Annotated in this window: 20 protein-coding genes; 5 read left to right on the top strand and 15 right to left on the bottom strand. The window is 51.5% G+C overall.

Annotated elements, in window-relative coordinates:
• Positions 1-19: 19 nt before the first annotated feature.
• Together OCU43_RS08130 and OCU43_RS08125 are read left to right on the top strand one after the other, a co-directional pair.
• Entirely contained in the window at positions 20-937 is a 918-nt protein-coding gene (locus OCU43_RS08130; protein ID WP_175483415.1) for an AraC family transcriptional regulator, read from the top strand.
• A gap of 53 nt (positions 938-990) precedes the next feature.
• Positions 991-1,401 (top strand): VOC family protein, encoded by a 411-nt coding sequence (locus OCU43_RS08125; RefSeq protein ID WP_091353255.1) that lies wholly within the window; start codon positions 991-993, stop codon positions 1,399-1,401.
• A 33-nt stretch (positions 1,402-1,434) separates the two neighbouring features.
• On the opposite strand, the gene OCU43_RS08120 is transcribed toward OCU43_RS08125, so the two are convergent.
• On the bottom strand, positions 1,435-1,872 hold the full coding sequence (locus OCU43_RS08120) for an Lrp/AsnC family transcriptional regulator (protein ID WP_091353252.1): 438 nt from the start codon (positions 1,870-1,872) through the stop codon (positions 1,435-1,437).
• Positions 1,873-2,003: 131 nt separating this feature from the next.
• Here OCU43_RS08120 and yjeH point away from each other — a divergent pair, with 131 nt between their 5' ends.
• Positions 2,004-3,278 (top strand): L-methionine/branched-chain amino acid transporter, encoded by a 1,275-nt coding sequence (yjeH, locus tag OCU43_RS08115; RefSeq protein WP_091353249.1) that lies wholly within the window; start codon positions 2,004-2,006, stop codon positions 3,276-3,278.
• A gap of 34 nt (positions 3,279-3,312) precedes the next feature.
• Here the strand turns inward: yjeH and OCU43_RS08110 are convergent, their stop codons facing one another.
• A complete protein-coding gene (locus OCU43_RS08110) occupies positions 3,313-3,714 on the bottom strand; it encodes an MAPEG family protein (RefSeq protein ID WP_175483414.1) in 402 nt (133 codons plus the stop codon).
• Between the two features lie 91 nt (positions 3,715-3,805).
• Here OCU43_RS08110 and OCU43_RS08105 point away from each other — a divergent pair, with 91 nt between their 5' ends.
• A complete protein-coding gene (locus OCU43_RS08105; protein WP_091353243.1) occupies positions 3,806-4,381 on the top strand; it encodes a TetR/AcrR family transcriptional regulator in 576 nt (191 codons plus the stop codon).
• A 22-nt stretch (positions 4,382-4,403) separates the two neighbouring features.
• On the opposite strand, the gene OCU43_RS08100 is transcribed toward OCU43_RS08105, so the two are convergent.
• Positions 4,404-5,060: a TetR/AcrR family transcriptional regulator gene (locus OCU43_RS08100; RefSeq protein WP_091353240.1), complete on the bottom strand. Its 657-nt coding sequence runs from the start codon at positions 5,058-5,060 to the stop codon at positions 4,404-4,406.
• A 284-nt stretch (positions 5,061-5,344) separates the two neighbouring features.
• Here OCU43_RS08100 and OCU43_RS08095 point away from each other — a divergent pair, with 284 nt between their 5' ends.
• Positions 5,345-7,393, top strand: a complete 2,049-nt coding sequence (locus OCU43_RS08095) for an NADH:flavin oxidoreductase (protein WP_091353239.1) — start codon at positions 5,345-5,347, stop codon at positions 7,391-7,393.
• 142 nt (positions 7,394-7,535) lie between these two features.
• On the opposite strand, the gene OCU43_RS08090 is transcribed toward OCU43_RS08095, so the two are convergent.
• From OCU43_RS08090 to OCU43_RS08035, 12 genes are all read right to left on the bottom strand, one after another.
• Positions 7,536-7,814 (bottom strand): DksA/TraR family C4-type zinc finger protein, encoded by a 279-nt coding sequence (locus tag OCU43_RS08090; protein ID WP_091353237.1) that lies wholly within the window; start codon positions 7,812-7,814, stop codon positions 7,536-7,538.
• A 41-nt stretch (positions 7,815-7,855) separates the two neighbouring features.
• The gene (locus tag OCU43_RS08085) at positions 7,856-8,674 is read right to left on the bottom strand and encodes a pyrroline-5-carboxylate reductase family protein (RefSeq protein WP_091353234.1); all 819 of its coding nucleotides are present in this window, start codon (positions 8,672-8,674) and stop codon (positions 7,856-7,858) included.
• 310 nt (positions 8,675-8,984) lie between these two features.
• A complete protein-coding gene (locus OCU43_RS08080; RefSeq protein ID WP_091353232.1) occupies positions 8,985-9,371 on the bottom strand; it encodes a NifB/NifX family molybdenum-iron cluster-binding protein in 387 nt (128 codons plus the stop codon).
• A gap of 206 nt (positions 9,372-9,577) precedes the next feature.
• Complete coding sequence (locus OCU43_RS08075) at positions 9,578-10,291, bottom strand: Ntn hydrolase family protein (RefSeq protein WP_091353229.1); 714 nt, start codon at positions 10,289-10,291, stop codon at positions 9,578-9,580.
• Between the two features lie 270 nt (positions 10,292-10,561).
• Complete coding sequence (amtB, locus tag OCU43_RS08070; protein WP_091353226.1) at positions 10,562-11,815, bottom strand: ammonium transporter AmtB; 1,254 nt, start codon at positions 11,813-11,815, stop codon at positions 10,562-10,564.
• A gap of 9 nt (positions 11,816-11,824) precedes the next feature.
• A complete protein-coding gene (locus OCU43_RS08065) occupies positions 11,825-12,163 on the bottom strand; it encodes a P-II family nitrogen regulator (protein WP_091353930.1) in 339 nt (112 codons plus the stop codon).
• A 287-nt stretch (positions 12,164-12,450) separates the two neighbouring features.
• The gene (eutC, locus tag OCU43_RS08060; protein ID WP_091353223.1) at positions 12,451-13,269 is read right to left on the bottom strand and encodes an ethanolamine ammonia-lyase subunit EutC; all 819 of its coding nucleotides are present in this window, start codon (positions 13,267-13,269) and stop codon (positions 12,451-12,453) included.
• A 21-nt stretch (positions 13,270-13,290) separates the two neighbouring features.
• The gene (locus tag OCU43_RS08055) at positions 13,291-14,673 is read right to left on the bottom strand and encodes an ethanolamine ammonia-lyase subunit EutB (RefSeq protein ID WP_091353221.1); all 1,383 of its coding nucleotides are present in this window, start codon (positions 14,671-14,673) and stop codon (positions 13,291-13,293) included.
• A 100-nt stretch (positions 14,674-14,773) separates the two neighbouring features.
• Complete coding sequence (locus tag OCU43_RS08050) at positions 14,774-14,944, bottom strand: hypothetical protein (RefSeq protein ID WP_175483409.1); 171 nt, start codon at positions 14,942-14,944, stop codon at positions 14,774-14,776.
• 8 nt (positions 14,945-14,952) lie between these two features.
• Positions 14,953-16,305 (bottom strand): ammonium transporter, encoded by a 1,353-nt coding sequence (locus OCU43_RS08045; RefSeq protein ID WP_091353218.1) that lies wholly within the window; start codon positions 16,303-16,305, stop codon positions 14,953-14,955.
• Positions 16,306-16,574: 269 nt separating this feature from the next.
• Entirely contained in the window at positions 16,575-16,928 is a 354-nt protein-coding gene (locus tag OCU43_RS08040; RefSeq protein ID WP_217647371.1) for a cupin domain-containing protein, read from the bottom strand.
• Between the two features lie 33 nt (positions 16,929-16,961).
• Complete coding sequence (locus OCU43_RS08035; RefSeq protein WP_091353217.1) at positions 16,962-19,265, bottom strand: DUF1989 domain-containing protein; 2,304 nt, start codon at positions 19,263-19,265, stop codon at positions 16,962-16,964.
• Positions 19,266-19,384: the final 119 nt, after the last annotated feature.

The following is a 19,384-nucleotide window of genomic DNA, read 5'->3' as shown; positions in this document are numbered from 1 at the left end:
CCTTAGTCGAGCAGACCCGATGAGCACACCGTCAAACTGGCCTCTTCCGCCCCAGAGCATCCGCTTTATCATACCCCACAAAATCATCGAAAAACTCAGTAATAACAAGCTTTCAAAGGATCTTTACCCACTCGGCGCCGGCTATTATAAAGAGGCAGAAGGCCACCGTATGGAGCGCCTGGAACATGATGATCATCTACTGATATATTGCCTCGATGGCAAAGGTAAAATTCGCGTTAACCAGAAGAATATTGCGGTAAATAGCGGTGATCTGATTGTGTTACCCCGGGGCACAGCTCATCAATATGCATCCAGTCTGAATATCCCCTGGACCATCTACTGGTGTCATTTTGAAGGGGCGCTGGCAGATGACTTTATTACTCATCTGCAAATCTCAGAACAGAAACCGGTGGTTCACTTAGGGCTGCACAGTAGTCTGGTGAGTGAGTTCGATGCCCTGCTGGAAGCACGACATAGCAGCTACCATCTGAACGCCTTTATCAATGCGGCAAACCAGTTGCGGCAGATACTCACCCATATTGCGCTGCTACAGCCGCTGGTACGCAGCCAGGATGCCGACAGTTTTGATCTGGAAAAAATTCACAGCCTGATGCAGGCTCGTATTCATGAACAGCTGGATATCGATACCCTGGCGGCCAGCGTTAACCTGTCAAAATATCACTTTATTAAGAAGTATAGAGATATCACCGGCACCACACCGATCAACCACTTTATCCATCTGAAAATTGAACGCGCCTGTCACCTGCTGGATATCAGTAGCAGAACCATTGCAGAGGTGGCCTTTATGGTGGGCTATGAAGACGCTTATTACTTCTCCCGCGTTTTCAAGAAGGTGATGGGTATATCACCCACCCAATATCGCAAACTGCAGGTCGGCGCCTGGTCGTATAAGAGCTTTAAAACCGCAACCGTTTAATTTAGTTTATAGTGACTAAACGATTACCTGACACAGTTTTAGCAGAGGTGAATATGGCACTTAACATTGCCGGAATTGATCATATCGTATTACGCACTACCCGGCTGGGGGAGATGCTGGCGTTTTATTGCGGAGTCCTGGGCTGTATCGTTGAACGGGCCCTACCGCCGGAAACAGGATTGGTGCAACTACGCGCAGGGGATGCGCTGATCGATCTGGTGATGGTCGACAGTGAGTTAGGACGCGAAGGTGGCGGCCCTCCGACAGCAACAGAGAATAATATGGACCATTTCTGCCTGCTGCTTGAGCCGATCACTGAAGATGAGATCCGCGAGCACCTCAAAAAGCATAAAATAGCCTTCGGGGATTTCACAGAACGCTATGGCAGTGAAGGCTTCGGACTATCCACTTATATTCAGGACCCTGAAGGCAATACCGTCGAGCTCAGAAGCAAGAACGGGTAATAAGTGAAAACACCTGGGGATCGCTGATGAGCATCAACCGGGTGATTGCTCCCAGGTTTGCAGTACCATATGGGTGACAATCTTAGCGCCCTGGGGTAATTTATTATCAATTTCAGCAAGAATATCGTGCAGACGCTGCATCTCTGAAAATTCGATATACACCAGAAGATCCACTTCGCCGCTAATACCATGACAGTACTTTACTTCAGGGTACTGCATCACCAACTGAACCAGCGGACGGCATTTATAACCACCGTGCTTAATTTCAAAATAGGCTCTCAGAGGCCCACTTTCGTCGGCCTTAGTCGAGGTCAGCACCTGATAGCCCAGAATCTCGCCCTGCTCCTCCATTCGTTTTATCCGTTCAGAGACGGCTGGGCGGGACAGATTTACCTGTTCAGCAATAGCGGAAACGCTCTGCCGGGCATTTTGCCGAAGTGCGGCGATTATTTTCTGATCAAAACTATCCATGGGTTAACCTGAGTATGCAAAACGTCGGCAATATAGTGAAAAACCTACAGATTGACAGTAAACCACGACGTAACGATTTTAACATCGGTCGTACACTCTACTGACACACTATACGTTATCTGGACTAAAGGATGCCTAGGCTAAATCAAACAATAACCCGCTGGCAAGGGATGGGACTGATTGCCACCACTCTGCTGGGAACCGGGGTCTTTATTCTGCCACAACTGACCATCGTTGCAGCCGGCGATAAAGCGATCTGGGCCTGGGTTATTCTGTTGCTGGGTATTCTGCCACTCACCTGGGTATTTGCCCAACTGGGACGACGCTTCACCCACGCCGCTGGCCCCGCTTATTTTGTTGAGCGGGCGTTCGGCCCCCTAGCCAGCAGGGTTATCGGGTTGCTGTTTCTGTTCTCTGTGCCTCCCGGCGCTGCAGCAGCCCTGGTGATGACATTCAAGTTTCTGGAACCCATCATTACGCTTTCACCAGAACAACAACTCTGTGGCGAGCTGCTGGTTTTTTTACTGCTGTTTTATATTAACCGTCGGGGACTACAGCTCTCGGGCCGTATTCAGATGGGACTGACCCTGACCATTCTGTTGGTGGTTGCCCTGATGCTGGCGACGACACTGATTCAGACACCCATCACCGATGCCACGTCCATCAGGTCTCAGTCTGTTATTATGGGCGATTACAGCGGCCTGATGCAGGCGATAGGGCTGGGTATCTGGAGCTTTCTGGGTATAGAAGCCGTCACCCATCTGGCGAGTGAATTCAAAGATGTGCAAAAAGATTATATCCCGGCAACCCTGACCGGCGTTTTGCTGGTAGGTCTGATCTATATCGGTTGCACCTGGCTATCGATGCAGGCCCCCGATCACCCGCTGGCAATGGTCGGCCTGTTTGAGATGCAGTTTGGCAACAGTGGTCGCTGGATTATCGGAGGCTTAGGCTTTATCAGCGGCATCGCGATGATCAATATCTATTTTGCCAGTCTCTCCCGTCTGGCCTGGAGTTTCAGTCACGATGGCATCCTGCCCCATCAGTTACGCTCACTTAACCAATACAGGGTCCCCACGACAGCACTGATCACCTTTATACTGATCTCTGCACTGATGCTGTTGCTCAGCTATCTGGCCAGAATGAACTTCACCTTGATGGCCCATTGGGTAAACGGTTCCTTTGTGGTGGTGTATTCCGCTTCAATGCTGGCCGCGTGGAAGTTACTGGATAAACGTTGCAGGCCAGCAATAGCGATCAGCCTGATAGCCTGCGGGGTGTTTATCTACTGCCTGGGCAGTGCAATGCTTTACGCACTCTTGCTAGGCTTACTGATAACAATGATCTTGCTGGGACAGCCACTATGGAAACAAACTCATCCCGCCGATGAGAACCTGAAGCCGTAAGCCTGACGCTAGCGGATTCACACGGTCCTGGTAGCTAGATCTGCTCGATAAGCAGATTAATCCATAGCAGTAATACACATAGAATCCCACCACCATACAGGTACATACGATAGAGGACTTTATTACTGGTCAGATGAACCCAGGCCTGTGCAGACCTGAAAAGAACAAACGCCCAGGCAAGTAGAAGCCCCGCCGTGTTCTCCACCCCCGATACGATATACAGCGTGCCAACCACGTAAAAAAGGCAGGGTACCTCAAACATGTTGTTGTAACATCGGCCGGTTTTAATCATCTGCTCAGGCAGGGCTTCACCCTGCATCAGTTTAAAATAGCCTGCAGGAACCTCACCGTTGCGGACGCTGGATAATCTCTCTCTGACCAGCAGAACTCCGATTAAGATTGTTAACAAGGTTACTGCCGCGATTGCATAGATCATGATTTCTAATCCTCCCAATTTAATAACTCTTGATGCTAACAAGAATCTATATATGATAAAGATCATATTTAGATATTTATGAGTAATCGTTATGCCCTATTCAAGGGAACATAAACAAAACAGCAGAGAGAAAATCCTGCAAAGCGCTTACCGGTTATTTTCAACCAAAGGCTTTGACAACGTGACGGTGGACAGGGTGATGCAGGACTGCTCATTGACCCGGGGAGCCTTTTACGGACATTTCAGAAGTAAATCAGAACTGTACAAAGAAGCGCTGAAGTTTGCCGCGTCAAACAGCAAACTGGCCGATATAAAACCTGAAGGACTCTCATCCCGGGAATGGCTGAGCGTGCTGCTGGATGGCTATCTGAGTCTTGAACATGTATATGGGGAAAGGCCCTGCCCTTTGGCTTTTCTGGCGACCGATATCGTCTCCCGGGATAAAGAGACCCATAAAACCTATGCCCAGGTATATACCAGAATGAATCAGCTGATTCTGGACTATGCCGGCAGAGATACGGTGAAAAATAGCCAGGATGTTTTCTCACTCACATCAATGATCATTGGGGCTGTAGCGGTTTCGAGAACTCTGGAGGATCAACAACAGGTACAGCAGATTTTATCATCCTGCCGTCAGCAAGCGCGGTTGATGTTAGGGGGGATATAAAAAAGCCCATTCCCCCCAATACTCAGTCATCCCCTGCCTGTTTATGTCGCGCATAGAAACGTTCCAGCTCCCGCGGTTCCGGTGTCTGCCCGGTAAAGATCTCGACATAGTCTGAGATCCGCTGCAATCGGGTGGAGATATCTTCGTCGGATTTCATCGAAATATAACCGATCTGTGTCAGATAGATAGTACGTGCGCGAACATCGGCTTTCAGCGGTTCATAGCCAAAACGGATAAACATCTGCCGTAACGCTTCCAGGCGCGCTTCATCCGCCAGACCTATCTGCTCGGCAACCTCTGCCGACTGCAATGCCCAGCTGCGAACAGCGAACTCAAACTGAGAATCAAACAGATCCTGATTCAGCCAGCAATCAAATACATTCAGGATCGCTTCCGCAATGGTCTCGGCATAGGCCTGTGACTGCGCCACCAGATTACCACTGTTCTTATCCCGCCACTTCTGCAACAGGGCATTCAACAGTTCGTCCCGATCTTTAAAAAACCAGTAAAAGCTGGTGCGGGATAGCTTCAGCTTTTTAGCCAGTGGTTGAATACGTACCGCATCAACCCCGGTCTCAACCACAGTATCGTAGGCGGCCTGCAACCAGAGGTCTGCCGAACCGCGCCAGCCACTGCCTGCGGATGTTTCGGCATTCGTTTTATCAAGTGCACTGCTCATAGGTTAGGGTTGTTCCTTCTGCTCTGCGGAATCGGATAGATTGGCCGGACAGTCAAAATGTACATAAGTGTCGAAGCTAAGTAAACCTACCGGCGGTGTTGCCGGGTTTAGGGAACAGGACTTTAGCAGTTTACCTGATACAGAGAGAAAAACATCAATGAACAATTTATTGACATATATGTACATTATGTCTATTTTTTAGCAAAACAGAGTGTAGAGAACTTATCTGTAGAGACTTATGTGTAGAGAGTTTATCTACAAAAAACTTATCCGGAGAGGCTGAAATGTCTAACGATCCACTACTGCAACCCTATCAACTCAAACATCTGCAGCTGCGTAACCGCATAATGATCACCTCTCACGAGCCGGCCTACTCAGAAAACGGGATGCCCACTGAACGCTATCGAGCCTATCACGTGGAACGGGCCAAAGCGGGGGTCGCGCTGACAATGACGGCCGGCTCTGCAGCGGTATCGCTGGATAGTCCACCGGTCTTCGATAACCTGCTGGTGTATAAAGATGAGATTGTGCCCTGGATGAAAGATCTGACCGACGAGTGTCATGAACATGGCACCGCAGTGATGATTCAACTGACCCATCTGGGGCGCCGTACCCGCTGGGATAAAGGCGAGTGGTTGCCGGCAGTCTCCCCGTCCCATCACCGTGAACCCTCTCATAAAGCGTTCCCGAAAAAGATCGAAGACTGGGATATCGATCGCATCATCAAAGACTACACCGACGCGGCTGAACGGATGTATGCGGCAGGCCTCGATGGTATCGAACTGCAGGCGTATGGCCATCTGATGGATCAGTTCTGGTCTCCCCTGACCAATACGCTGGATGGACCTTACGGTGGCGATCTGGATAACCGTCTCAGATTTACCTTTGATCTGCTGAAATCGATCCGCCAACGGGTAGGCAATGAATTTATTGTCGGCTTGCGCTATACCGGCGATGAGATGCTGCCGGGCGGTCTGAACGCTGCGGATGGCCTGTCCATCTCGCAACGCCTGAAAGACTGTGGCATGGTCGACTTTCTCAACGTCGTGCGTGGTCACATCGACACCGATGCTGGGCTAACCGATGTGATCCCGATTCAGGGGATGCGTAACTCTCCCCATCTGGATTTCGCCGGCGAGATCCGCTCAGCAACCGACTTCCCGGTCTTCCACGCCGCAAAAATTCCGGATGTTGCCACCGCCCGTTATGCTATCGCCAGCGGCAAGGTCGATATGGTGGGTATGACCCGGGCACATATGACCGACCCCCATATTGTGCGTAAGATCATCGCAGGCAAAGAGGATAGTATTCGCCCCTGTGTCGGTGCCAACTACTGCCTTGACCGCATCTATCAGGGTGGAGCCGCCTACTGTATACACAATCCGGCAACCGGTCGTGAACTGACCATGCCCCACGAGATTGCAAAAGCACCACAGCAGAAAAAAGTTGTTATTGTTGGTGCCGGCCCCGGGGGGCTGGAAGCCGCCCGGGTTGCCGCAGAACGGGGCCATGAGGTAGTCGTGTTTGAAGCTGCCAATGATGCCGGCGGGCAGATCCTGTTAACCTCTCAAAGCCCACGTCGCCATGAGATGATCAGCATCATCGACTGGCGTATGCAGCAGTGTGAGTCGATGGGGGTGAGATTCCACTTCAATACCTATGCCGAAGCCGACACGGTATTAGCGGAAGATCCCGATGAAGTGATTATCGCCACCGGTGGTCTGCCGGATACCGAGGTGCTGCAAAGCGGTAATGAACTGGTGGTTTCAGCCTGGGATATAATCTCCCGCAGTGTCAAACCCGGTACCAATGTGCTGCTGTACGATGATGCCGGTGACCACGCAGCGCTGCAGGCCGCCGAGGTCATCGCCAATAGCGGTGCCAGAGTCGAGATTATGACACCGGATCGCAGCTTTGCTCCCGAGGTGATGGCGATGAACCTGGTACCCTATATGCGTACCCTGCAGCAAAAGGAGGTTACCTTCACCGTCACCTACCGTCTGCACTCGGTGGCCCGTGACGGCAATGAACTGGTGGCGACAGTCGGCAGTGACTACGATGACGGTAGCCGCGATTTTACTCAGAGCCGCCGCATCGATCAGGTAGTCGTCAACCACGGCACCCTGCCGCTGGATGATCTGTACTTCGACCTCAAGCCCCATTCCGTTAACCTGGGTGAAGTGAACTACGATCAACTGATTGCGGGCACCCCTCAGACCCTGGAAAAAAATAGCGCGGGTAAATTCCGCTTATTCCGTATCGGTGATGCGGTATCGGCACGTAATACCCATGCGGCGATCTATGATGCCTTACGACTGGTAAAAGATCTCTGAAACGATTCGAAAAGATTAAAGGCTGGGCAGGTTTTACAGTGAGATGTAAAACCGCCCTGAACGACTGTTGAGGGGGCTCATTTTCAGGGCCTTTTTTTCAGGAGCTCATTTTCAGAAGCTTATTTTCTGAGTCTCAGACTGGCTATCTGAGCTGGCTGTCTTTACTACCGCGGCGATTAATACCAGCCGAGCTGACCTGCTGTTTTTCCAACTCCGACTGACACTTAATACAGAGACGGATGCCGGGAATCGCCTGCCGCCGTTTCTCAGGAATAGGCTGATCACACTCTTCACAGTGGGTTAAGCTTTCCGCCGCACTGGAACCCGCATTTAAACGGCTGCGCGCCAGCGCAACAGCATCTTCAACACTGGCATCAATCTGATCCTGAACGGCGCCATCACGCGCCCAGCCACCGGCCATACTCTATCCTCAACCCTTTTAGAAATAAACTGATCTGATCATCAATCAACAGACGATATAATCTGTGACTTCTTGTAAGCAGCATCCAGCCCCTCTGCGATAGCATCGGCCAGCGGTGAGGCCTGCATCGCATTTAACCCCGCCGCGGTGGTGCCCGCATAGTCAATCATAGCCTTAACCTGCTCTGCTGGCGAAGCCTCTGCCGTGGCCATGACAACCCCACTGGCATGAAAAAGCTGCCGTACCGCCCGTTCGGCTATGGCCGGATCGATACCGGTTTTAACGGCATAATTCACCATGCAATCCGCATAATAGGCGACAAACCCCGGTACCGGGCCGATCAGCGCAGTGAACTGATCGATCTGATCCTCACTGGCAACCTCATCTGTCTGACCAATCGCGTTAAACAGCGCCTGCGTCGCTTCACGATCCTCCGCCGTCACTTCACTACTGGCACACCAGGGGGAGTAAGCCAGCCCTTTTTCCGCCGCAGGATTGGACATCGCCCGGATCACCCGCTCAGCGCCGGTACGATGCTGAAGCTGCTCAATGGTAACCCCCGCGGCCACGGAGATTAGCAATCCGTGGCGAGACTCTACCCGGATATCCAGTGTCGCTGACAGTGCAGGTGGTACCGCGATAATCACGATGTCACAGTGGTCGATCAGATCCTGATTACAGGTGGTAAACTGTATCGCTGCTTTTGATTCCACTGATTCAAAGCCGGCACGATTATTTGAACGGCTGGAGATCCACAGTTTCTCAGGTGCAACAAGCCCGCTGCGAAGTAACCCATGAGCGATGGCCGCACCAAGCTGGCCAGTGCCGCCAATAATACCGATACAACGTTCTGAGATCATGTCGACACAGGCTCCATAAATTCACACAACGAGGCTGATACAGCCACAAAATATAACCACCATTCTAGCGCATCCGCACGGAGAGTTTCCTGTCTTTACGACCGATATCTGCCGCATAACGACCGGGTAACAATAGCTGAAATAAAAACAACAGGATTAAAAAGAAGTTTGAAAAAGGGTGGTGGCAAAAGAGCCATTAAGTGTAGCGAGTCTGAGAAAAGGCAGAAGGCAGCCAGAGCACGACCAGAAAGATAGCCCCGAAAACAGAGGCCCGGATAGAAAGCTCAGTACTGCCCGTTGCAGATAGCTATCAGTTATGTGATGAGAAAGTATCCCTTACTTTGCACACCAGTCCGCCTATGGGGCGGGGTTTCGGGGGAGTAACCTGCTTGTTCAGATAATCAGCCACTGCTTTTTCGGGGTCTGCTTCAGCCGTCAGTACGGCATTGATACCCCGCAGAGCCATTTTATTCACGAAATTATCTCCGGCGCTGGCACCGATCACCACATCACAATCGGCTAACGGGTGGGGCATATCATCCTTATAATAGTGAAACACCAGCTCTCTGGGCAGAGTGATCATCTCGACCAGTTTTATCTGATGTATTGCGTCCGACTGAAAAATAATCCAGCTTTTGCATTTACCGATATGTCCGGCGACCGAAATACCATCTCTGCTGGCAACTGCTATTTTCATCTGAATACCTCAATCAGCACGTTGAATTCATCATTAAACTTCAATCTGCCATTGCAAATCACGGCTCCAGTTTACTTAAGTTCAGCGATCAAACCCTGACCTGAAGCAGTGTTTGGCTACGCCAACCAAAAAAAATGCAGCCTGTGTGGCTGCATTTTCATTCTAAGGTGGTGCAGGCACAATGCTGTGCCCCATACAGTTCGTGCTCAACTCAGGGTTAATCGCGGCATCGCATCTACCGCACTTTCCATCGCTTTGTTCCAGAGTTTGCGCAGATCCCTCATATACTCATCGTCTTCGCCGAATGAACGGTAACGGCCTAAAGTAAGGCTACCATGTTGAAGAATGTAGAGTTCAATCGGAGGGCCAACGGTCAGGTTACTTTTCAGCGTCGCATCCATCGAAATCAGACCGCAGACGATCGCTCTGTCAATGGTGGTGCTTTCCTGAATGACCCGGTCTAATATCGGTTTACCATATTTTATTTCACCGATCTGCAGATAGGGTACCTGACGCGAACTGGCGATATAGTTTCCCTGTGCATAGATCATGTAGAGTCCACTGAGCGAGCCGAGAATCTCGCCAGCCAGCAGAAACGTGGCTTCAAATACCGCTCCCCCACCGGCCTTTTCCTGAACCGCAACACTCACCTTACCGATATACTCGGCAGCCTGATGCATATCCGCAACCGTCAGCAAGCTGGTCTCGGCAGTGTTCTTAATATCCCGTTCGATCGCCGCGATGACCGCCTGAGTGGTCGCCAGATTGCCCGCACTACAGATGACAAACTGACGTTCACCGGGAATACCATACCGCCACATTTTGCTATAGCTGCTAATGTTATCCACCCCGGCGCTGGTGCGGGAGTCGGAAATCATTATAGTTGCTTCATTGGTTCTGATACCCACACAGTAGGTCACGGTTCTCTCCTAAATACCCTGATTATAGGCGGCTGACATTTTATCACCGTTGAATTATTCCTGACGGCAGTACTCAGGCTTCAACGCTGCTCATTATATGAGTTTTACAACGCATACCTATTATTTATTTGCGATGTGAGAAAAAGGCGTACTCCCTATCCACTCTATAGTCTCAGGTATAACCACCGTAAATCAACGCACAAATAAATGAAAAAGCCACCGGCTGAACAGCGGATGGCTTTTCAAGATCAATACAGGGTTCTGTGAAGGTTATTTACCCGAAGTAAATTCCGGATAGGCTTCCATACCACATTCGTGAACATCCATTCCTTCCATCTCCTCCTCTTCGCTGACGCGCAGCCCCATCACTGCTTTGATGATCAGCAGGACAATGAAAGAGGCAATAAACATCCAGGCAAAGGTTACCGACGTACCGATCAACTGGGCCATAAAGGTGGCATCCGGGTTGCTGATCAGTACGGCAAAAATACCCCAGATACCGGCAGCACCATGCACTGAGATGGCTCCCACCGGGTCATCCAGTTTCAGCTTATCCAGTGTCAGCACAGAGATCACAACCACCAGTCCACCCACCGCGCCGATCAGCGATGCTGTACCGGCATCAGGCAGCAGCGGCTCAGCCGTAATTGCCACCAGACCGGCCAGCGCACCGTTGATTGTCATGGTCAGATCGGTTTTACCAAACAGGGCACGGGCAAACAGCGCTGCAACCACCATTCCGGCAGCCGCTGCAGCATTGGTGTTAACAAAGATTTTTGCAACTGCATTAGCCTCTTCAACATTGGCTATTTTCAGTTCTGACCCGCCATTAAATCCGAACCAGCCCATCCACAGAATAAACATCCCCAGAGTTGCCATCGGCAGGTTAGCACCGGGGATCGCCCGTACTTCTCCATGAGAGCCATATTTACCTTTACGCGGCCCCACCAGAATCACTGCGGCCAGAGCGGCAGCTGCGCCCGCCATATGCACCACCACTGATCCGGCAAAATCCAGGAATCCCAGCTCATCCAGGAAACCGCCGCCCCACTTCCAGTAACCCTCCAACGGGTAGATAAAGGAGACCATAAAGACAGCGAAGATCAGGAATGGCCAGAGACGCATCCGTTCAGCCACGGCACCGGAAACAATCGACATGGTTGCAGCGGCAAACACCGCCTGGAAGATAAAGTCCGCCATACTGGAGTAATACGGTGCATCATCGCCACCCGCCACCACAGCGTCTGTGCTGTTATCAGCCCCCAGAAGGAAATCCAGACCGGGAATAATTCCACTGACCGGATCAGCCGGATACATAATGTTATAGCCCACCAGCAGGTAAGCGATACAGGCGATACCATACAGCAGAGCATTCTTATTCAGAATCTCCACGGTGTTCTTGCTGCGGACCAGTCCGGCTTCAAGCATGGCAAAGCCTGCGCCCATCCACATCACCAGCACGGCACATATCAGAAAATAAAATGTATCGAGCGCGTATGACAGTTCAATTGGTAGATTACTCATCTGTTTCTCCTACAATGCAGATGCACCGGATTCTCCGGTACGAATTCTGAAAACCTGATCAAGGTCCTGAATAAACAATTTGCCATCACCAAAAGCACCCGTTCTGGCGGCCCCGGAAATCGCTTCCACAACCTGATCCAGCAGGGCATCATCGAGTGCAATTTCCAGCTTAATTTTGGGTACAAAACTGACACGGTATTCTGCGCCCCGATAAAGTTCAGTGTGCCCCTGTTGGCGCCCATACCCCTTAACTTCAGTAACTGTCAGGCCGCTCACACCAATGGACTGCAAAGGCCCTCTTACCTCTTCCAGTGTGTGCGGCCGGATAATGGCCGTTATTAATTTCATATCTCCTCCAAACTTACCCATAGGGAATATATTATTCTTTAAAGGAATATGTAATATTCATGCCAAGAATATTTTTTTATTTAAAATCATGAAGTTAGATTATCTTTGGCGGGACAACACTCACTCTGGCGCACACTCTTAGTGCGTTGCACCAGTACGAGTCACACAGGTGTGCACTGATTAGCTATCTGAAACCATGCACAGCAGAATAAAAAACCAGCAACACCGGAGGAGGGTGTTACTGGTTTTGGGGGGTGATGAAAGGTTTATCCTCTGCTCTGAGTAAGTCACTCAGGCAGCAGAAAGTTCTTCTTGCCGTGAATCTTTGCAGCTGAGACCGACTGATCCTTAAGGCTGACACCTGAACACTCCAGGCGTATCGATTCATCAATCAGCCAGATCAGTTTTTCGCTGGCCGCTTCGATACTCATTCCGGCAGGGCGGACATTGGAGATGCAGTTACGTCGGGCATCGGTCAGCCCTACCGACGGCTGGTAGGTGTAGTAGATTCCCAGGCTGTCGGGTGAACTGAGCCCGGGGCGTTCGCCCACCAACAGAATCAGCAATTCGGCGCCCAGCAGCTCCGCCACCTCATCGCCAACCGCTACCCGCCCCTGGGTGACAATGGTCACCGGAGCGATACTCAAGCCGCGGTTTGCTAAACGGCTCAGAACAGACCCTGCCATCGCAACAGCGTGATTCTGTACAGCAAGGGATGACAGGCCATCGGCGATCACCAGAGCAACCCTGACACTGTCCGGATGTTTCTGGCGGTATTGCTGCAACTGCTTCACTGAACGCATATCGAGCCGGCGTCCCAGATCAGGACGCTGCAAGTATTCTGTCCGGTCGCGGGCCCGGCTGTGCAGTTGAATGGTTTGGTAGCCTGCGCTATACAACTCCTCCGTTAAGGGTTCAATCTGCAACGCAGTATGCACCGCATCCCGGGCGCTGGCATGATCCATCTGAAATGCCAGCAGAGCGCTGGTTGGCAAACTCACACCGGTACGCCCCTGGGCAATACGGGCAGCGGTATAACGTCGCAGCGCCTGCCAGGGGTTCTCTGTAACAGGGGTTGTTTGCTGCGTTTGTTCTAGCTCATTCATCACCGAACTCCCTGCTCTTTTCTATAAGGACTTCAACAGGTTACTGAAGGTTTCCGGCATGCGCTCAGCCAATCGTCCGGAAGGCTGCGTAATACCGGCCTGCTGCAGCCAGTGATCAAATTCAGGGGCGGGCCTCAGGCCCAGAACTTCACGGATATAGAGGGCGTCGTGAAAAGAGGTGGTCTGATAGTTAAGCATAATATCGTCACCACCCGGGATCCCCATAATAAAGTTGATACCGGCCACCGCCATCTGCGTCAGCAGCATATCCATATCATCCTGATCCGCCTCAGCGTGATTGGTATAACAGATATCACACCCCATCGGCAGCCCCAGCAACTTGCCGCAAAAATGGTCTTCCAGACCCGCACGAATGATCTGTTTACCATCATAAAGGTATTCAGGACCGATAAACCCCACCACCGTATTCACCAGCAGCGGATCAAAATGCCGCGCGACCGCATAGGCGCGCACTTCACAGGTTTGCTGATCCACGCCGTGATGAGCATTGGCCGACAGTGCACTGCCCTGCCCGGTTTCAAAATACATCACGTTGTTACCCACGCTACCCCGCTGCAACTCACGCGCAGCCTGATTAGCTTCACCCAGCAGCGCCAGATTGATACCAAAACTCTCATTGGCGGCCTGGGTACCGGCAATCGACTGGAAGACCAGATCGATCGGAACCCCCCGATTGATCGCTTCGATCTGATTAGTGACATGGGTAAGCACGCAGGACTGGGTTGGGATGCCATAGTGATTAATAATATCATCCAGCATCTTCAGCAAGTCAGTCACTGCCGTATAGTTATCGGAGGCCGGGTTGATACCGATCACCGCATCACCACTGCCATACATCAGGCCATCCAGAATACTGGCTGCCACACCCGCCGGATCATCGACCGGATGGTTGGGTTGCAGCCGTGTAGATAAAACCCCTTTGCCCCCGAGTGAATTTCGAAAAGCGGTTTCATTGCGACATTTTGAGGCCACCAGAATCAGATCCTGCACCCGCATCAGTTTTGATACCGCTGCTACCATTTCCGGTGTCAGCCCCATTGCCAGCCGTTTCAGACTGGCACTATCGGCAGCATCAGAGAGCAACCAGTTACGAAAATCGCCGACCGTCAGATGTGACACCGGGGCAAACGCAACCGGATCATGGCTATCGATAATGAGCCGACTGACCTCATCGACTTCAGGGGGAATGACCTGCTCATGCAAAAATGTCTTGAGTGGCAGGTCGGCCAGCGCCATCTGCGCAGCAACCCGCTGCCGTGCCGATCCGGCTGCCAGACCCGCCAGACAATCACCGGACCGCAGTGGCGTCGCTTTGGCCAGCAGCTCTTTCAGATCAGCAAATTGCCAGCGTTGCTGGCCTGCGGTTGAGGAATAGACAGTCATTGACGCAATACCTTCACACAGACATTTTCAGATAAACATGAAATAAAAATTCCGGAGCAGCCTGAGCTGCCCCGGTGACTTTCACAATCTATAGCTTAGGCTATTTATAATCGATATAGGTGTGATTCTCATGCAATACACTGGCAACCACTGCCCCTACCGTTGCAGCCATCGCCAGCGCCAGAATAATCATCATAACGGATGGGCTGTCAGCAAAGGTGAAGTATGCTTCTGCACCTTCCCAGGTTGTAATAGGACTGGAATTCATCATCGTTCTCCTTATGCAGTTGCAGTAATTTTAGTGGCGGGAAGCTCTTCCGGGGCCGAATATGCAGGCACCGATTCTGGATAAGCCTGCAGCGGAACCTCTACAATATCCAATCCCATCTCTTCCGCTTTTGGCGGTACACGCAAGAAGTTCATCTTCGCCATCACCCAGGAGAGACCGAAGCCTGGCACAAAGCCCAGCAGCGCCATCACTGCCGCACTCATCAGTTGGCCGGAGAAAGACACAGCAGGAGCACCCTCGATAACGTTGGGGAAACCGCTGGCGAAAATACCCAGACCGATAATACCGATCAGACCACCGACACCGTGCACAGCAAAAGCGCCTACAGCATCATCAATTTTGAATTTATTGGTGATAAATTTATCTGCCAGAGGGGAAACGACACCGCCAGTAATACCCAGCAGGAACGCCAGTGGCGGATAGTATAGATCCAGTCCAGGTGCCGCACAGAAGATACCGGACAGTGCGCCGGACATCATCCAGAATGGCTGACGGGTAACAAAGTAAGCACCGATAATACCGCCGGAGAAGGCCATCAGTGTATTAAAGCTAACCGCAGACAGTGTCACCGGAGTACCAAAGATAGTGGTCCACTGAGCACTGCCAGCATAGATGATGCAGCCCCCCAGGAAACCAAAGAAACCCACGATAATCAGCATCAGACCGATAATGGTCATCGGCATACTATGGCCTTTGATATCAACTACAGTGCCATCCGCCAGGAAACGACCGATACGAGGCCCCAGATTAATAGTCACACCCAGTGCGAAGAATCCGGCCACCATATGTACACAGCCTGCTGCGCCAAAGTCGTGGAAACCCCACTCAACAGTCAGCCAGCCGGCTGGATGCCAGCCCCAGGCAGCAGCAAGAATCCAGACCACAGAACCCAGAATAATCGCCAGAATCAGGAATGAGCTCATACGGATACGTTCGATCACAGCACCGGAGAATATCGACGCAGTGGTCGCCGCAAACAGAACGAATGCGCCCCAGAAGATACCGCTGGCATTATCACTCAGGTTTGGCCCCATATTAGTCGACCAGGGCAAGCCTGCTGCAGCCGCTTCATAGTCAGGCGTAAAACCGTTGTACATCGCCAGATAGATCCACCAGCCAAAGAAAAAGAAGGTCGGGATAATAAAGGCAAATGCCAGAATGTTTTTCACACCGGACGCCAGTGCGTTTTTCAGGCGGGATGCACCCATCTCATACGCCAGAAAGCCTGCATGGATAATCACCATCAGGCCGGTACACCACCAATAGAACACCTCCATATTGATGGTGCCCGTCATCTCAATCAGAGTTTGCAACTCCGCAAGTGTAGGGGCTGTCTGCTCCATTTTGGAAACCTCTCATCTGTTAAATTTTCTATTGTTAAGCGTTAGAACTGTGACTCAAACAGTCAAACTTTTATTTATCTATGGGAAACTTTATTTCCCTTAAAGAAATGCAGATATCATACCAATCCGATTATTTATTGATCTATATCAATAAGTTAAAAATATACGCTATAGATTTACACACTTTACTGGCCGGTAAACTGACCCTGTTTGGTGCATCGCATCATTCGGGGTCAATTTATGGCTTCATCGTAGGACAGACGAAACCATCAGCCTTCGCCTTCACGGCGCTGTCCGCAGAAGAAGCCAATGCCATAATCGGATGACTGGAAGGTGATGACCGAACCTTTCGGGAAGTAGAAAATATCCCCTGCCGTTGCCACTACTTCATTGCCCTCTTCATCGGAGATCGTCATCTCGCCTTCGACGATAATCTTCATCTCATGGTAGGTGTACTCATACACCAGCGGTTCATCGGACTTTTCCATACGGAAGAAACCGCTGACGATGGTTTTGTCGGCATCATCGGACACCATTACATCGCCCAGAAAAGCGTTGCATCCCGGACGCTCCATACTCGGTTGTTTCATCTGTGACGCTTGTTTTATGTAGGTCATAGCCATGGGTATTACTCCTTCGAGTTGATAAAAAGTGAATTAACTTCTGACCCGGGTTCGTTCCGGGTCATAGAAAGGCAGCGAGGTGACGCTGACCGCTATTCGTTTACGCTGACCATCCAGCTGCCCGATCTCCAGCGTGGTACCGGGTTCAGCAAACTGAGGTTCTATGCGGCACAGTGCGATCTGACTTTTAATCGCGGGTGAATAGGTAGAACTGGTCACAACGCCCACCGGAAACCGGCCATTAAAGACAGAATCTCCGTGACTCACGGTTTCCTGGCTGTTGATTAGCAGCCCTACCAGTTTTTTCCGGCTGGCGGGGTTTTGAGCGGCTATCGCCTCTCGCCCGACAAAATCATCAGTCTTGGTTTTCAGCGGTACGGTAAAACCGATACCCGCTTCATATGGGTTGGTTTCTGCACAGAACTCGTGATCAGCAAAGATAAGCCCGGCCTCTATCCGCAACATATCCAGTGCATCGAAGCCCAGCGGGGCAATACCATATTGTTCGCCGGTCTCCCAGATACGATCCCAGACCGCGTTTGCTTTATCCGGGTGGCACCAGACCTCAAATCCCAGCTCACCTGTGTAACCGGTGCGGGAGACCATCACCGGAATACCCTCCGGACCATCAAGACGGCCGGTCATAAAGCGAAACCAGCCCAGCTCAGAAACCGGCGTACAAGACTCTCCATTCCAGATAATCTGTTGTAGCAGGTTCCGGCTTTGCGGTCCCTGCACAGCCACGTTGTGTATCTGATCGGTAGATTCCCTCACCTGCACCTGCAACCCCTTTTCAGCAGCCAACTGGCGTAACCAGATACCGCAATAGGAGTCACCACAGATCCAGCGAAACCCGTGCTGCCCCATCCTGAACAACGTACCGTCATCGATCATCCCGCCGGTGCTGTGGCACACCGCCGAGTAGACCACTTCGCCCACCGACATCCGCGCTATGTTGCGGGTCAGAGCATATTGCAGCAGGGTTTCAGCATCAGGCCCCAGCACTTCAAACTTTCGCAGCGGTGTCAGATCGATCATCGCCACCCTTTCGCGACAAGCCAGATACTCGGCTCTGGCACCATAGTTCTGATAATCTGAGGCCACCCAGTAACCGCGATACTCAGTAAACTGCTTGGTCAGGGTGGAGGTGCGGCTATGAAAACCAGTTGGCTTAGTCATACGGGGTTGTTCCTCGGGTGTTATCCGGTATCCCACTGAACGGGGAAACTCACAGGTTGCGGGGTAGATGCGGATATGGATATCGGTTGGGTTCCAGCCGTTGGCCGGATCAATATCGTCGGGACAGGCGGAAGAGGCACAGATCAAATCCCGTGTGGCCCGCAACAGCACATAATCGCCGGCACGGGACCAGGGTTCTTCGAAACCGATGGTGCCGCAGTCGCCAGCCTGGGTATTAAAAAAGAAGTTGATCGCAGGCCAGCCAGCCCGGGGAGCAATACCATAGTCACTCAGGCAGTGATTGAAATTTTCAGTACAATTCAGATGTCCGAAATAACCGCTGTCTTCGTAATATTTACTATTACAGGCAAACAAAAAGCTATCATGCCGACCCACAGTATCCTGCACGACTTCGAGCATGGTTTGCTGCTGTGCATCGGTGAGCTTCGAATGCACACCCGGTTGCGGCAGAGTCAGCCCATTAAGCGTTCGGGTGGCCACCGCATCCAGCGCAACCTCATCCCCCCGGGCCAGCGCCGCAGCATCAAAGGCGATAAAATCACTGCACTGTTTGCCCTCAACATCGATAATCTGAATCCACTCACCCGCTTTCACTTCGTAACTCTTCGCGCTGCATCTGGGCACCCGGAATTCGCAACGAGGCACAGCCAGAGGCAGTGGCAACACAGCATCAGCGGTCGTGAAATGGGCTATCTGTAACGCGGTAACCGGGGATTGCTCAACCACCTGCATATCGCGGCCACAACAGAGCACCACCAGGGTGACCGCAGCAGTAACTTCAAACTCTGGCAGTGTCTGTGCCGTAAAACAGCAGGCCCGCTGCAGTGTTTTTTCACTGACCTCCCAGGCCTGCAACAACGCCTTTAAGCGCAATCCTGAGCCTCCTGGCTGATCCAGTTGCGCCAGGGTATTCACCGCCTTACTGCACGCGTATGAAGGTGACGATGCTTCAATCACACCGCCTTCGGGATCGATAAACAGCAACTCGCACCCCTGCTGCATATCGGCTGAGGTAATACAGATTTTGTCGCCCTGCTGCAGATCAAGGCGCAGAGCCTCCTGCCCCTCCAGCCGATACAACCGCGGTATCCACTCATCCTTCACTCTATCCTCGGCAGGGTGTTGCTGAATCGTCATAGAAAAGCCTCAATTACCTTTTGACCCGATTGTCTTTCGTCTACGGCGCTATGTGAGTGCACTATCGATCTCTTCAGAACTAACTTGGTGCACACAGATCTTCGCTTTGACAGCAGAAA

The organism is Amphritea atlantica, assembly GCF_024347255.1.
Lineage (GTDB): Bacteria > Pseudomonadota > Gammaproteobacteria > Pseudomonadales > Balneatricaceae > Amphritea > Amphritea atlantica.
This window is presented reverse-complemented; position numbering and strand designations above follow the sequence as displayed.

What these genes read in the sequence shown, in the direction of transcription:
- OCU43_RS08095 (WP_091353239.1), top strand. Translation starts at nt 5,345, where the DNA reads ATGTCTAACGATCCACTACTGCAACCCTATCAACTCAAACATCTGCAG.
- OCU43_RS08110 (WP_175483414.1), bottom strand. Translation starts at nt 3,714, where the DNA reads ATGATCTATGCAATCGCGGCAGTAACCTTGTTAACAATCTTAATCGGA.
- OCU43_RS08090 (WP_091353237.1), bottom strand. Translation starts at nt 7,814, where the DNA reads ATGGCCGGTGGCTGGGCGCGTGATGGCGCCGTTCAGGATCAGATTGAT.
- amtB (WP_091353226.1), bottom strand. Translation starts at nt 11,815, where the DNA reads ATGAGTAATCTACCAATTGAACTGTCATACGCGCTCGATACATTTTAT.
- OCU43_RS08120 (WP_091353252.1), bottom strand. Translation starts at nt 1,872, where the DNA reads ATGGATAGTTTTGATCAGAAAATAATCGCCGCACTTCGGCAAAATGCC.
- OCU43_RS08050 (WP_175483409.1), bottom strand. Translation starts at nt 14,944, where the DNA reads ATGATGAATTCCAGTCCTATTACAACCTGGGAAGGTGCAGAAGCATAC.
- OCU43_RS08065 (WP_091353930.1), bottom strand. Translation starts at nt 12,163, where the DNA reads ATGAAATTAATAACGGCCATTATCCGGCCGCACACACTGGAAGAGGTA.
- OCU43_RS08085 (WP_091353234.1), bottom strand. Translation starts at nt 8,674, where the DNA reads ATGATCTCAGAACGTTGTATCGGTATTATTGGCGGCACTGGCCAGCTT.
- OCU43_RS08055 (WP_091353221.1), bottom strand. Translation starts at nt 14,673, where the DNA reads ATGACTGTCTATTCCTCAACCGCAGGCCAGCAACGCTGGCAATTTGCT.
- OCU43_RS08045 (WP_091353218.1), bottom strand. Translation starts at nt 16,305, where the DNA reads ATGGAGCAGACAGCCCCTACACTTGCGGAGTTGCAAACTCTGATTGAG.
- OCU43_RS08080 (WP_091353232.1), bottom strand. Translation starts at nt 9,371, where the DNA reads ATGAAAATAGCAGTTGCCAGCAGAGATGGTATTTCGGTCGCCGGACAT.
- OCU43_RS08035 (WP_091353217.1), bottom strand. Translation starts at nt 19,265, where the DNA reads ATGACGATTCAGCAACACCCTGCCGAGGATAGAGTGAAGGATGAGTGG.
- OCU43_RS08125 (WP_091353255.1), top strand. Translation starts at nt 991, where the DNA reads ATGGCACTTAACATTGCCGGAATTGATCATATCGTATTACGCACTACC.
- OCU43_RS08100 (WP_091353240.1), bottom strand. Translation starts at nt 5,060, where the DNA reads ATGAGCAGTGCACTTGATAAAACGAATGCCGAAACATCCGCAGGCAGT.
- yjeH (WP_091353249.1), top strand. Translation starts at nt 2,004, where the DNA reads ATGCCTAGGCTAAATCAAACAATAACCCGCTGGCAAGGGATGGGACTG.
- OCU43_RS08105 (WP_091353243.1), top strand. Translation starts at nt 3,806, where the DNA reads ATGCCCTATTCAAGGGAACATAAACAAAACAGCAGAGAGAAAATCCTG.
- OCU43_RS08130 (WP_175483415.1), top strand. Translation starts at nt 20, where the DNA reads ATGAGCACACCGTCAAACTGGCCTCTTCCGCCCCAGAGCATCCGCTTT.
- OCU43_RS08040 (WP_217647371.1), bottom strand. Translation starts at nt 16,928, where the DNA reads ATGGCTATGACCTACATAAAACAAGCGTCACAGATGAAACAACCGAGT.
- eutC (WP_091353223.1), bottom strand. Translation starts at nt 13,269, where the DNA reads ATGAATGAGCTAGAACAAACGCAGCAAACAACCCCTGTTACAGAGAAC.